General features: G+C 61.9%; 9 protein-coding genes. 5 read left to right on the top strand and 4 right to left on the bottom strand.

All coding sequences use genetic code 11. From position 1 onward, the window contains the following. Positions 1-3: 3 nt before the first annotated feature. Positions 4-2,508 (bottom strand): UvrD-helicase domain-containing protein, encoded by a 2,505-nt coding sequence (locus FQ668_RS12955; protein WP_019438981.1) that lies wholly within the window; start codon positions 2,506-2,508, stop codon positions 4-6. 185 nt (positions 2,509-2,693) lie between these two features. On the opposite strand from FQ668_RS12955, the gene FQ668_RS12950 reads away from it, so the two are divergent. Both FQ668_RS12950 and FQ668_RS12945 read left to right on the top strand, forming a co-directional pair. Continuing rightward, complete coding sequence (locus tag FQ668_RS12950; protein WP_014591479.1) at positions 2,694-3,392, top strand: pirin family protein; 699 nt, start codon at positions 2,694-2,696, stop codon at positions 3,390-3,392. 216 nt (positions 3,393-3,608) lie between these two features. Then, entirely contained in the window at positions 3,609-6,062 is a 2,454-nt protein-coding gene (locus FQ668_RS12945; protein WP_144180273.1) for an AMP-binding protein, read from the top strand. Between the two features lie 26 nt (positions 6,063-6,088). Here FQ668_RS12945 and FQ668_RS12940 read toward each other — a convergent pair whose 3' ends face one another. Continuing rightward, complete coding sequence (locus FQ668_RS12940; RefSeq protein ID WP_003250798.1) at positions 6,089-6,574, bottom strand: isochorismatase family protein; 486 nt, start codon at positions 6,572-6,574, stop codon at positions 6,089-6,091. A gap of 322 nt (positions 6,575-6,896) precedes the next feature. Continuing rightward, entirely contained in the window at positions 6,897-9,293 is a 2,397-nt protein-coding gene (locus FQ668_RS12935; RefSeq protein ID WP_014591481.1) for a hypothetical protein, read from the bottom strand. A gap of 296 nt (positions 9,294-9,589) precedes the next feature. Between FQ668_RS12935 and FQ668_RS12930 the strand changes: the two genes are divergently transcribed. From FQ668_RS12930 to FQ668_RS12920, 3 genes are read left to right on the top strand one after another with little or no spacing between them, the layout of a single operon-like run. Further along, the gene (locus FQ668_RS12930) at positions 9,590-10,453 is read left to right on the top strand and encodes a sensor domain-containing diguanylate cyclase (RefSeq protein ID WP_019438977.1); all 864 of its coding nucleotides are present in this window, start codon (positions 9,590-9,592) and stop codon (positions 10,451-10,453) included. Between the two features lie 17 nt (positions 10,454-10,470). Beyond that, positions 10,471-11,823, top strand: a complete 1,353-nt coding sequence (gene chrA, locus FQ668_RS12925; protein ID WP_019438976.1) for a chromate efflux transporter — start codon at positions 10,471-10,473, stop codon at positions 11,821-11,823. Between the two features lie 11 nt (positions 11,824-11,834). After that, a complete protein-coding gene (locus FQ668_RS12920; RefSeq protein WP_019438975.1) occupies positions 11,835-12,503 on the top strand; it encodes a bifunctional 2-polyprenyl-6-hydroxyphenol methylase/3-demethylubiquinol 3-O-methyltransferase UbiG in 669 nt (222 codons plus the stop codon). 68 nt (positions 12,504-12,571) lie between these two features. Here the strand turns inward: FQ668_RS12920 and quiC are convergent, their stop codons facing one another. Further along, positions 12,572-14,479, bottom strand: coding sequence for a 3-dehydroshikimate dehydratase QuiC (gene quiC, locus FQ668_RS12915; protein ID WP_014591485.1), 1,908 nt, complete (start codon positions 14,477-14,479; stop codon positions 12,572-12,574). Positions 14,480-14,511 lie beyond the last annotated feature (32 nt).

The raw sequence follows: 14,511 nt of genomic DNA, 5'->3' as shown, positions 1-14,511 counted from the left end.
CACTCACTGCCCGCGCAGGTCTTCGAAGAAGGCCTGCTTGCCGTCCACCTGGCTGGACGCCCGTGGGGCCGCTGCGGCGTCACCATTGGCGGCCTCCACGTGCCAATAGCAGTGCTGTACTGCACGGGTCACCGCCACGTAGGCCAAGCGCTGTACTTCTTCCTTCTGTGCCGTATCGAACGGTTGGGCATCACCTGCCTTGCCCAGCCCGGCCTGGCGGTATACCTGGTTCTTGTAGGGTGAGCTGGTCAGGTACTGGCAGTCACCCAGCATGAATACCGCATCGGCCTGCAAACCCTTGGCACTGTGATAGGTCAGCTGGCGCAGCCGGCGCTGTTCGGCCGGTAGCGCCGCCTCGGCGTGCAGCACGCTTTGCAGGTGCTCGTTCATCAAGGCCCGGTCACTGCCCTTGCGGTACAGCATCATGACCGTCTCACCCCGCTGGTAGTGCTCGACAAGCGTTTCGCCCAACGCAGCCTCGTCACGGTCGAACACCTTGACCGGCGAGCCGGGCAACTCGGCCGCCGGGCCACTGGCGCGGGCTTTCTTGCCGGCAATCGCCGGGGTGCCCTTGACCAGGTGCTCGGCCGCATCGATCACCTGTTGCTGGCAGCGGTAGTTGTCGACCAGCATCACCCGCGTGTTGGCCGGCGACGGGAACGCCTTGGTGAACTCCATGAAATACCTGGGCGAACTGCCACGCCAGCCGTAGATCGATTGCCAGTCGTCACCCACGCACAGCAACGACGAATGCTGGGCATGGCGCCCGGTGTGCATGGCCGGGCCGCGGCGCCGTATTTCAGCGAGGCTGGCACGCAACCAGCTGACGATCTGCGGCGACACGTCCTGAAACTCGTCGATCAGCAGGTGCGCCAGCGGCCGCAGCAACGGATCGGGCAGCAGGTGCAGGTTTTCCGGGTTGTTCTCGCCAAACAGGGCGAACATGCGATTGTAGCTCATCACCGGCGGCGACTGGTCCAGCAGGTGCGCTTCCAGGGCCTTCCAGTAAAGCGCCAGGGCCTCGAAGAACAGTGCATCGCTATCGCCGGACGGGAAGCTCATCGCCGCCACCGCATTGTTCACCTCCAACCCAAGGTTTTCGATGAAATTGGCCGCACTGACGAACGCATCCAGCAGCGGTGCCGGGGCCAGTTCGCCCTTGACCTTGTACTCGAAGCCAGGCCCTGCCACGGCATCGCCCGCCAACGATGCCGCCAGGCGCCTGGCCATGGCGTAGTTGTCGAGCCAGATCAGCGGCCTGTCGCAGAACGCCTGCAGCAGCGTGCGCTTGACCGCCCACTCGGCACGCACGGTCAGCTTGGCGCCGGGGCGCTGGTACTGCGCGCTTTGTGCGGGGTCGAAGCCCAGCACCACCAAAGGCCCCTGGCCTTCCAGGCGGCCATGCACATGGAAGCGGCTGCCACGGATGTCGACCGTTTCGCGACAGGGCTCGATGCCCTTGATCGGCCAGACGCCAGCGGCGAACCACAGGTCCTCAATCACGTCACACAGTTCTTCGTCGCGCTGGGCGGCCAATTGGGTCACCTGTGCGCGCTTCTGCACATCGGGGTTGTTCGGGTCCAGCGGTTTCAGTTGCAAGGCTTCGCTGCGCAACTGGCCGACCAGCTCGGCAAAACGCGGGCTCTCGTCCAGCAAGCTGCTGTAGCACTGGTTCAGCTGCTGGCGCTGGGCATCGTTCAGCCGCAGGTCGAACGGGTTGCTGTCGGCCTCGGCCTCACGCCCCGCAGGCATCTCGTGGCCCAGTGTTTCAAATGCACGCACCTGGCCGAAGCCGGGCAGGCTGCGCACCAGCGGCAGGATGCGCGAATGGAACGTGCGCACCAGCTCGCGGGCCTGCACAGGCTGCAGGTTGATCTGCCACAGGGCGAACACCTGCAGCAGGCGCTTGATGAAGTCCTTGCGCGATTCGCGGGTGAAGGTGACCACGGTCATCGCATCCAGCTCGTAACCCAGGTAATGACGCAGCAGCAGGATGCGCAGCACCAGCGACGTGGACTTGCCTGCCCCGGCGCCTGCCACCACGCAGGTAGACGGGGTGTCACTGAAGATCAGCTTCCATTGCGCGGCGCTGGGCTGGGCTTCGGCGGGCAGGCGCTGGGCGACATCGGCCTTGAAGCGCTTCTTCAACTCGGCCGTCAACGGCAGGCGCCAGTCGTCGAACAAGTTGTCATCCTGGCCTGGCACGGCGGCGCTGTCGGGGCGCGTATCGCGGATCACCAGCACCTGGCGCCCCGCTTCATAGCCCTCCACCCGACCACGCTCGAACCCTTCACGCACGCCATCGGCATGGCCAGTGCGCTGGCCTGTGGCGTGGCCGAGGAACCACGAGTCGCGGTGCTGCGCTTGCAGCCGGGTCAGGCCACGCCCCAGCAAGCGGGCGGCCAGGCGGCGAAACCAGGGCAACTGGGCAGGAGGGGTAAGGTCGGCGGGGGCCAAGGGTTGCTCGTGGGCCACGGTCACTCCGTTGTAAATCAAAACAGCAGGCATGTTCGCCGCATCGACGAAAAATCGCCAGCGAATGCTTGCAGATCAGTGGATTAGGCGATGAAGCAAATAAAACGCCGCCGAAAAAACATCTATAAAACAGATTGTTTTAAGCCGATATTTACGCTTATTTTCGATGTTTCTTTAGCGCATCATGGCGTCATTCCACTGATTCAAGGAGCACGACCATGCTGCAACTGCGACCCTTCGAAAGCCTCGGCCACGCCAACCATGGCTGGCTCGATGCCCACCACCATTTCTCGTTTGCCGAGTACTACGACCCGGCACGCATGCACTGGGGTAACCTGCGGGTTTGGAACGACGACCTGATCGCGGCCGGCAGCGGCTTCCCGCCGCACCCGCACCGCGACATGGAAATCATCACTTATGTGCGTGAAGGCGCGATCAGCCACCAGGACAGCCTGGGCAACAAGGGCCGTACCGAAGCCGGTGATGTTCAGGTAATGAGCGCCGGTACCGGCATTGTGCACAGCGAGTACAACCTGGAAGACATCGATACACGAATTTTCCAGATCTGGATCGTGCCGGAGCGCACCGGTGAAGCACCGCAGTGGGGTAGCCGGCCGTTCCCCAAAGGCGAGCGCGGTGAGGGCTTCGTGACCTTGGCCAGCGGCCGCGCGGGTGACGAGGACAGCCTGCAGATCCGTACCGATGCCCGCCTGGTGGCTGCCACCCTGCGAGCCGGTGAAACCGCCGAGTACCACTTCGATGCCGAACGCCGGGGTTACCTGGTGCCGGCCAAGGGGCTGGTGGAGATCAACGGATTGCGGGCCAAGGCGCGCGATGGCGTGGCGATCGAGCAGGAAGCGGTGCTGCGGGTGACCGCCATCGAGGACAGCGAGATCGTGCTCGTGGATGTGGCCTGAAAACCAGGCCTGTGACGATCCATGTCGCAGCGCAAGGCGGCTCCCCTGGAACAACCGCTAACCCGTCGGTTTAGCAGTGTTTTGTGGGGGCTGGCTTGCTGCGGTGGAGCTCTCCGGCTATCGCAAGGCAGCGATCATACATTGGCGCCATCAGCCAGCCTGCACTAGCGTTGTGCCACCAGCCAGCCCGACGTTCCTGCGGAGCACTCGATCATCATGCCAGACCTGCGCCCGACCCCGACGCTGTGCCTGGAATACCGTGCCGAACAGCCCATCCACGACGCTTTCATCCAGCAGGCCAGCCGCTGCCCGGCGGCCATTGCCATCATTAGCCAGCACACAACCTGCAGCTACTCCCAACTGGAGCAGATCAGCGCGGGCATTGCCGCGTTTCTGGTTAAAAACGCCGCCAGCGGCACCGATCGTGTGGTCATCGTCACCCACCACGCACCGTTGGTGCACTTCATCGACTGGCATGTGCGCCAGCACGGCTTTACCCAGGCCGACACCTTCTCGCTGCTTTCTGGCCTGGGCCACGACCCGGTATACCGCGACGTGTTCACGCCACTGTCGCTTGGCGCGACCATTGCCTGCCCGGCCCAGTCGACCCTGACCGACCCCTCACGGCTGGCCGGCTGGCTTCACCAGCACGGTGTGAGCGTGATCCACCTCACCCCGCCGCTGGGCAAGCTGATCGAAACTGGCGCACACCTGAACGGCCAGGTTCTCGCCCAACTGCGCTACCTGTTCTGGGGTGGCGATGCACTCAGCCCGACGCAGTACCAGCAGGTCCGCGCCATCGCACCGAATGCCGTCAATGTGAACTTCTACGGCACCACCGAAACCCCACAGGCCATGGCTTTCCATACCCTCGACCCGGAAATGGACAATGCCCGGGTGCCCTTGGGAAAAGGCATTGCCGATGCACAGTTGCTGGTGGTCAACCCGGCCAACCAGCTGGTCAGCGAGGGCGAGACAGGCGAGATCCTGATCCGCAGCCCCTACCTGTCGCGGGGATACTGGGACGACCCGGGGCTGACCGAAGCCAAATTCATCGCCAACCCGTTCACCGCTGACGCGGCCGACCGCTGTTACCGCACGGGTGACCTGGGCACCTATCTGGCCGATGGCAGCGCCCGTTTTCTGGGGCGCGCTGACAGCCAGGTGAAAATCCGGGGGCATCGCATCGAGCTGGCGGAAATCGAGAACGCCATCTGCCGTCTCCCGCAAATAGGGCAATGCGTGGTCCTGGCCAACCACGACAGTGCATCGACCCGTCTGGTGGCCTATTGCGTCGCGCAGCAGGACATCCGTGCTGACGAACTGCGCCAGGCCCTTAGCGGCCAGCTGCCTGACTACATGGTTCCGGCGCTGTTCGTGTTCCTTGATGCCCTGCCGCTCACCCCCAACGGCAAGGTCGACAAACGCGCGCTGCCTGCGGCATTTGACGACAGTATCAACCCACCGTTGTCACCCTTGGCCGAAAAGCTGAGTACAGCCTGGGCCCGCATCCTCCAGGTACCGCGCCTGGACGCCAGATTGAGCTTTGTCGAACTGGGCGGCGACTCGCTGTCGTTCGTGCAGGCGTCGCGTGTGCTCGAAGCACTCATCGGTCACCTGCCTGAACGTTGGGAAACCCTGCCGGTGTGCCAGCTGGCCGAGCTGAGTGCGCCGCCCAAAGGCGCGTGGCGGGTAATGGAAATGCCGGTGTTCATCCGCATGCTCGCCATCATCCTGATTGTGGTCGGCCACCTGGGTGATTTCGACCACTGGCCGATACTCGGCGAAACCTCGGTGCTGTTCCTGGTCTCCGGCATCGCCCTGGCGCGCTTTCAGCTCAAGGCCATCGAAGCGCGTGGCGATGCACGCACGCTGCTCAGGCCACTGGCAGCCATCGTGGTGCCAACCCTGTTGTACAGCGCATTGATCCAGCTGGTATTCGCCCGGCTGCACTGGCAATCGCTGCTGCTGGTTTCCAACTGGTTCCCCGCCAGCGAGGTCAGCCTGTTCAACTATTGGTACATCGAAGTGTTGGTGCAGATGATCGTGATCATTGGCCTGGTGCTGTCGATCAGGCGCGTGCGTCAGGTGCTGGTTGCCGACCCGTTTCGCTGGCTGATCATCGCTGCCTGTGCACTGGTGGCGCTGGATGTGTTCCTCAACCAGTTCGTATTCGACGCCAGTGCCCTGCTCAATCGGGTACCCCAGCACTTCCTGGCGGTGATGGTGCTGGGCATGGCCGTGCACCATGCCGACACGACCTCACGCAAATGGGTGGCCAGTGCGGTGGCCGTGCTGGTGGTTGGCGAGCTGGACCTGATGGCGGTTGCCGGTGTTGGCTGGCAAGCGCTCACACGCTATGTCGACATCGCCCTGCCAGCGATACTGGCGCTTGTCTGGTTCCGCTCGGTGCCAGTACCCGCCCTGGTTGCACGGGCAGGTGCGGTGATCGCTTCGTCAACCTTGTATATCTACTTGACGCATTTCCAGTTCGAGTCGGTGGCGGAGCATGTTTTCGGGCACCCGCTGTTCGAGGTGGCCCTGGCACTCGCTGGAGGGGTACTGGTGAGCTATTGCTGGAACACCCTGTTGCGTCTGCTGTTTACCCGCAGGCGCAAGCAGCATCAGGCCCGTGGAGCCGATCCAGCTGAACGCGTCACCTCTGCCTGAACGAAGATGCCCCGCCAGCGCATGCACTACGCGCGTCCGGCCAGTTCAGCCAGCACCTCGGCCGAGGTGGTGACCTGGCGGAAGTGGTGCTTCCACAGGTCGGTCCCCAGCTTGCCCGAGCGGTCCAGCGACGACCCTATTGTCATGTCTGTCACCAGCGTGGGCATCAGCCCTGCATCGAACAGGGCAAAGCCGGCGGCCAGCACGCAGGTTTCGGTCTGTAGCCCACACACAAGCACCCGCTCTACACCCAGTTGCCGGATGTAGTCGATAGCTTCGGCACTTTGCCCATAGCCATGCTTGACGAACACCTGGTCGGCCTCGACCAGGCTCTCGTCCTCGGCCGCCGGGTGCCAGCCGAGCTGGCGCTCGAACGGCGTGACCTGTTCATCGTGCAACTCGACCGAGGCTATGGTGGGAATGTTCGCTGACAACCGCCGCAAACCATCGACCAGCCACTCGGGCGGGCTGAAGGTGGACTGAACATCGACGATGAGCAAAACCTGGCGCATGGGCGGATTCCGGCACGGGCAAAAGGCGCGAAGTATAACGCGAAGCAACTGCCGTGGTCGCTGGACAGGCCCGGGGAAACATTCAGCGACTCTTTGCGCGGGAAAAGGGGCTGCTGATGGTGCCGGCGATGATGCCCCAACCGATATGCAAAATGGCGCGGAGTATGACGCGTGGCGCCGGGCTTGATCATCGGTCGTAGGGCATTCTCCATCGACGCTACCCGCACCAGCCCGTGATAGCAGCCAAACCGGTAGCAATGCCACACCAGGGCCTGGTCAACGCTCATTGGCGCAGTGGTGGTTGATATCATCTACCCATGGTTCAATCTGCCTGAACGGTTGTGATATTACGGTGTTCGGCAAGTGGCAGGACTAGCAGGACATACCCTTCGAAGACACCATAATCACCGCTATCGAAGGTTGCGCTTATCAATGCGAAGCGGGCTGTCTCGTCTATACCCGGTGTATAGACTCCTGCCGAAACACTACCGGGTCCGTAGCGCACCTCCCAGTTGACGCCCTCCGGCGGGAACGGGGTTTGACTGACATCCAACACCGCTTTCGTACCAGCAGGGTCAACAGTGGCGCTCAGCGTCATGGGCGTCAACTGCCCCATCTCGGTGATCAGTACACAGGTACTGGTTTGTTGGCTTTCAGGGTCTGTCACCTGGATTTCTTCAACGACATAAGCAACTGTGCCTGTGTCGGCTGGGCTGGTGACCGTCACCGCCTGCCCCGTGCCCAGAGGTTCGTCCTGATAACGCCATTGCAAGGTCGCAGGATTGCCGAGCGTCCAGGCATTGAAATCGACGTCTCTGCCTGCCTGGGCAACCACAACCGCAGGGTTGGCTTGCAGCGTTTCGCGAACCACGGTGATCAAGGCCTTGCTTTGAATTGCCGGAATCAAAATATTGGTGGCTGTTACCAGCACGTGTGCGCATGACTTTGTCATGTCGCTGGCACTGGGTGCGGTAAAGACGCCTCCGTTAATAGACAGAGGAACACCTTCTGCAATGCCGGAAACGGCCTCAACGGACCAAAGCACCCGCGCCCAGGCAGGCTCGGCCTTGAATGTCGTGGTTTTACCTGCGAGCAGGGTAGTTTCCATCGGACTGACGTTGAAATAACCAGCAGCGGGATTTACCTTGCCGAAAAAAGCTATATCGTGCGGGGCCAAGAGTCTTGTCCCCGTTAAAATGCTCTGAAAATTTAACCTCAGCACATCGCTCGCTATTTTACTTGTGCGAGACTCGAAAATCAGATTGGTTTTCAGATTTTCCACCACACCATCCTGAAGCGTGATAAACCCCGAAGTACCAAAGCTGGTAAGACGCGTCCTGAGCAAGTCACTTAACCTGCCCATCGCCGGTTTTACCAAACGCCCGAGAAACTCGCTCGCAGAGCCGGAAGAATCACGTGCAGGCGGAGGCTTTATGTCGCCAAAAATCGGTTGAAAGCCAACCCGCTCGGCAAACCCATAGGATTCGCACACCAGTTGTGTCAAGCCTTCGGGATCAAAGCTGTATGCCAACTCTGCTTCATAGTGAAAATCTGCTTGCACAGGCGCCAGGAAATCATCCAGGTCAAAGTCTTCAAAGACCAGTCTGTCTCGTATTTCGCCCCTGGCGTCATCGATATTACTAAACCTGACCATCAGGTTGCCACGCATGGACAACCTCACCTTCCACTGGTTATCTATATTGCTGATGGTCAACGCATCGGTCATGTCTATGTTGGCTTCAAAAAATTCAAAAGTCCCCGTCACAGTCCAATTTGCGCCAAGCGCAGGAATCGTTACCGTCTCGTCAACCCACTGGTGCGGCAGGGTAATATATCCCTTCTTGCAGACAACCGCCGGTAAGTCGCCATCACGCCGGAGCAACTCAAACTCAGCATCCTTGATCACACCGCCGAAGGCGCTTACGAACTGCGCGAGCAACAACCGTTCCGTATTGAACAGGACGGTTGCAGTATAGTCACCATCATTGGGTATTGCGTACTTGTAATCCGCGCCTGGAAAATGCCCCCCCGCTCCATCCTCCATATCGACAAACAGCACGACTGCACCCTCCACATCGGTGGGACCCCTTCCCCTGGCCTGGGTACGCAGGCTAAACGAGACGGGGCGATGCAACTCGACATTGCGCTTTGACAAATGGCCAATCGGAAACTGACGCTGTTCATCAAGCAGCGCCGAAAATTTCTGCCTGAAGAATTCGGTCAGCAAGCGCGTCTCGCCGGTGTAGCACGGCATTGAAAAATTTTCCGTTTCACTGAGATCCAGACGGATCGTGTCAGTTTCATCCACGTGGCCACCAGACGCCTCCAGGTCAATGTCCAGACTCAGATCCGCGTTTTGCACACCCCCTAGCACATCCAACTGGCGCACCTGCCACTGTTGACTCTTGAACATCAGCGCGTACGCATTGGCTTCGGCAATTGTAATCAGCAGGTGCGCCTTGTTACCAGCAAGGTTCACATCGAAAATCAATCTAGGCAACGTGAGACTACAATTGGACAAGGCAAAACGATAGTCAGGCCCGTTGCCGATGAATCCGGAAATGGGCGGTAAACGATTCGCTGTATTGAAGCGCCGAATGGACGTTTGCTTCAATAGCGCATTAATCTTTCCTCCATCAATGAAGAAAACCATGTCCCAGCCCAACAGGCGTGTTTCTTCACCTAACCATTTGACCAGTTCAGCGGTTGAATAATCCATGTTTCTCTCCGCATGTCCATTGTTGGCGCCAAACACTCGAACGACTGTTCAGAACACTCGCGCTTCATTTGATGTGCAGACGGATTTCGCTACAACTGGCAGTTTTGTCAGGTGCCATGCCTTTTACGTGGCTCATTTTTCCCCTGCCTAGGCCCGAACCACCGATGTAGAGGCCGCCCCTTTCGATGCGATCGTTGCCAGTTTCAAGGAAGGGGGCACCAGCCCTGCAGGCTGCCGTAGCTGCGACGTATTCCTTCAGGCTATGATCGGTCACCCTGCCGCGGACACCCTGAGCCATGCCCGTAGACCTGCAAGCGTTGTACCCCAGGCTGATCCACCTGATGCTGGATACGGTATTCGTGGTCGACAGGGACAACCAGATTGTGTTCGTCAGTGATGCCTGCAAGACACTGCTGGGCTACGAGGCCTGCGAACTGATCGGCACGCCGATCACCCGCTACATGCACCCTGACGACCTCGCGGCCACGCGCGCCTCGATCATGCGGGTGATGAACGGCCAGCCGCACTACGACTTTTGCAACCGTTACCTTCGCAAGGACGGCAGCGTGGTGCACATTCTGTGGGCGGCCTGCTGGTCTGATGAGGCCCAGGCGCGTATCGGCGTGGCGCGGGACGTTACCGCCCAGCGCAAGGCCGAAGACGAACTGCGCTTCCTCGCCCATCATGACCCGCTGACCCGGCTGGCCAACCGCGCCATGTTCAATGAACGGCTGGACACCGCCCTGGCCGCGGCCCGGCGTCACAACCGCAGGCTGGCCCTGCTGTTCCTCGATATCAATGACTTCAAGCAGATCAACGACAACCACGGCCATAGCGTGGGTGACCGGGTACTGTGCACGCTGGCCCGCCGCCTGGAACGCTGCGTTGGGGCGGCTGGCACGGTAGCGCGGATGGGCGGCGACGAATTCACCGTGCTGTTGCCCGATTGCCCATCGCCGGAGGCCATTGCCACGCACGTACAGCACATTCTCGCGGTCATGGCCGATCCGCTCGACGCCGAGTTTGCCGGCATCGATGCACCGTCCTGCAGTATTGGCGTAGCCCGCTTTCCCGAAGACGGCAACGATGCCGACATGTTACTGCGCCATGCTGACGGGCACATGTATCGAATCAAGCGCCAACGCGCTGCAACTGGCTGAAGGCAAGGGCACACCGCATGGCTGAACAACCGCAAGCAACTGCCGGGCAAACACCCGCCTCAGTCGGCCTGGGCCAGGCATTGCTGTTCTGGCTGAAGCTGGGCTTCGTCAGTTTCGGCGGCCCGGCCGGGCAGATTGCGATCATGCACCAGGAGCTGGTGGAGCGGCGCCGCTGGATCAGTGAGCGGCGTTTCCTGCATGCCCTCAACTACTGCATGTTGCTGCCCGGGCCCGAAGCCCAGCAACTGGCCACCTACATCGGCTGGCTGATGCACCGCACCTGGGGCGGAGTGATTGCCGGCGCTCTGTTCGTGCTCCCGTCGCTGTTCATCCTGATCGGCCTGTCATGGGTCTACCTGACCTGGAGCGAAGTTCCGGTGGTCGCCGGGATTTTCGAAGGGATCAAGCCGGCCGTGACCGCCATCGTCGTGCATGCCGCCCACCGCATTGGCACGCGAGCGCTGAAGAACGGCTGGCTATGGGCCATTGCCGCTGCCTCGTTCGTGGCCATTTTCGCGCTTGACGTCCCCTTCCCGCTGATCGTGCTGGCGGCCGCACTGCTGGGTTATGTCGGCGGCCGGCTACTGCCGGCACAGTTCGCGCCCGGAGGGGGCCACAACGCAGCCAGGGCCAGCCAGCGCCCGGCACTGATCGACGACGATACCCCGATACCCGCGCACGCCCGCTTCAGCTGGGGCCGCTTGGTGACCTTGCTGCTGACGGTTGCGGCGCTTTGGCTTCTGCCCATGAGCCTGCTGATGGCAACCTTTGGCTGGCACGGCACACTGACGCAAATGGGCTGGTTCTTCACCAAGGCGGCGCTGCTGACCTTCGGCGGTGCCTATGCGGTGCTGCCCTATGTCTATCAAGGGGCTGTCGGCCACTATGGCTGGCTGTCGCCCACACAGATGATCGATGGCCTGGCGCTGGGCGAGACCACGCCTGGGCCGCTGATCATGGTGGTGGCCTTCGTCGGTTTTGTCGGTGGCTACCTGCAGCCGATGTTCGGCGCCCACCAGGCGTTCCTCGCGGGCGCAGTGGCAGCGGGCCTGGTGACCTGGTTCACCTTCCTGCCCTCGTTCCTGTTCATCCTCGCCGGAGGCCCGCTGGTGGAGTCGACCCACAACGAACTGAAGTTCACCGCCCCACTGACCGGGATCACTGCGGCGGTGGTGGGGGTAATCCTCAACCTTGCGCTGTTCTTCGGCTACCACGTGCTGTGGCCGGCCGGGTTCGATGGCGCGTTCCACTGGTCCTCGGCTGTGATAGCGCTCGCGGCGGCTGTGGCGCTGTTCCGCTACAAGCGCGGGGTGATACACGTGTTGATCGGCTGCGCCGTTGCCGGGCTTGCCATTCACCTTCTCCGCTGATGGACGCGATCATGCGCAACCCTGAAGACGCCTTGCTCGACAGTTGGCACCATAACGCCCAGGCCTGGATCGACGCCGTACGTAACGGCACCATCGAGAGCCGTCGCCAGGTCACTGACCAGGCCATCCTGCTGGCCATCCTCGGCCGCCAGCCCGAACGGGTGCTCGACCTGGGCTGTGGTGAGGGCTGGCTACTGCGCGCGCTGGCCGACCGGGGTATCGAGGCCGTGGGCGTCGACGGCGACAGAACGCTGGTGGATGCTGCGCGGGCTGCGGGCGCGGGTGAGGTGCACCTGGCCAGCTATGCGCAGTTGGCTGAGGCGAAGGTGCATGTTGGCAAGGACTATGAACTGATCTGCGCCAACTTCGCGCTGTTGCACCAGGACATCATTGAACTGATGTCGGCCATGCGTGCTTTGCTGGTACCCGGCGGTGCGCTGGTGATCCAGACCCTGCACCCGTGGAGCGTGGCCGATGGGGATTATCAGGATGGCTGGCGAGAGGAGTCTTTTGCCGGGTTCGCCGGGAATTGGCAACCGATGCCTTGGTATTTCCGCACCCTGGCCAGCTGGCTGAATGCGCTGGACATGGCGGGGTTGCGACTGGTCAGTCTGCAGGAACCGCAGCATCCGCAGAGCGCGGTGCCGCAGTCGTTGTTGATGGTGGCTGAGCGTCACTGAATCGGGCCGTAACAATCCTGTGGAAGCAGGGTTCACCCCGCTCCCACAAGACAGGCCGGTGCAGGCGACTACAGCACCGGCTTGCGCGCCGCCCCGCTACGGGCCTTGGCCATGGCTGCCAGGCGCACCGCAACGTTGGCAGCGCCGTAACCAGCGTACCCCGCCTTGCGCTGGATGATCTCGAAGAAGAAACGCTCCTCGAACGGCTCGGTATAGACGTGGAACAGCTCGCCACCTTGAGCGTCGCGGTCATACAGCACGTTGTAGTACGCCAGTTCGCTGAGGAACTCGTCGTCGAAATCGAAACGCGCCGCCAGGTCGTCGTAGTAGTTCAGCGGGATTTCCAGCAGCGGTACCCCTGCCAGCTTGGCCCGCGCCACTTCGCGGAATATATCGTCACAATCGAAGGCGATGTGATGCACGCCCGAACCACGGTAGCTTGAAAGCGCATGGGCAATGGCGGTGTTGCGGTTTTCCGAGATGTTCAGCGGCAGGCGCAAGGTTCCGCACTGGCTGCGCAGGGCGCGGCTCTTGACCAGGCCATACGGGTCGGGCAGCACCACTTCGTCGTCGGCGGCGAAGTCGAACAAGCTCTTGTAGAACAGCACCCAGCTGTCCAGCGACTCGGCCGGCAGGGCCAGGGCCATGTGGTCGATGCGGCGCAGGCCGCCGGTAGCGGTTGCGTTGTTGTCCAGGCTGAAGTCGGTGTCGTACAGGGTGTGGCCGGCAGTGCCCTGCTCCACCAGGTACAGCAGGCTGCCATCGGGCGCTCGCACCGCCGGCACTTCGCATTCGTTGGGGCCGACCAGGCCGCGGAACGGCTGGCCACGGAAGGCGGTGGCCCGCTTCAGGGCCGCTTGCTGGTCCTTGACCCGCAGCGCAGTGGCGCACAGCGACGGGCCATGGGCCTCGAAGAAGTTGTGGCCGAAGGAATACGGTTCAGCGTTCAACACAATGTTGATATCACCCTGGCGCAGCAGTTGCACTTCTTTGCTGCGGTGCTTGCCGGCTTCGGCAAAGCCTAGGCGCTTCAGCCAGTTGCCCAGGCGCGCGCCGACGGCTTCGTCGACCGCGAACTCCAGGAACTCCACGCCGTCGTAAGCACTGGCCGGCGGCGGGGTGAACAGTACGCCAGGTTCGATCGGCGTGTTTTCCTGCTCCAGGCGCAAGCGGGTCTGCTCTTCGAGGTACAGCAGCGAACGCAAGCCGTCGGCGGCATTCTGCCGGGTCGGTGCGGCGCGGAAGCCGTCGTTGAAGATTTCCAGCGACAGCGGGCCACGGTAACCCGTGGCGAGGATCGGCGCCAGGAAACCGGCCATGTCCATTTCGCCCTGCCCCGGGAAGCAGCGAAAGTGGCGGCTCCACTCCAGCACATCCATGGCCAGGATCGGCGCATCGGCCATTTGCACGAAGAAGATCTTGTCGCCGGGGATGTCGCGGATCGCGCTGGGGTCACCTTTGAGCGACAAGGTGTGGAAGCTGTCGAGGATCACCCCGAGTGCCGGGTGGTCGGCCTGGCGCACCAGGTTCCACACTTGCTGGTAAGTGTTGACGTGGCGGCCCCAGGCCAGCGCTTCGTAACCAATGCGCAGGCCACGCTTGCCGGCATGTTCGCCCAGCAGGCGCAGGTCGTCGACCAACAGTTGCTCGTCACCCAGGGCATCGGCCTGGACGTTGCTGCACACCAGCACCAGGTCGGTACCCAGTTCCTGCATCAGGTCGAACTTGCGTTCGGCGCGGTCGAGGTTTTTCTGCAGGCGGTCACGGCGGCAGCCTTCAAAGTCGCGGAAAGGCTGGAACAAGGTGATGGCAATGCCCAGGTCGGCGCACATCTGGCGCACCTGGCGCGGGCTGCCAGCGTAATAGAGCAGATCGTTCTCGAAGATCTCGACGCCGTCAAAACCGGCGGCGGCGATGGCTTCGAGCTTTTCCGGCAGAGTGCCGCTCAAGGACACGGTAGCGATCGAACGCTGCATGGCGGGAGTTCCTTGTTGTTGGAGGAATACGG

The sequence above is a fragment of the Pseudomonas sp. Kh14 genome (assembly GCF_900291005.1).
Taxonomy (GTDB): Bacteria; Pseudomonadota; Gammaproteobacteria; order Pseudomonadales; family Pseudomonadaceae; genus Aquipseudomonas; species Aquipseudomonas alloputida.
This window is presented reverse-complemented; position numbering and strand designations above follow the sequence as displayed.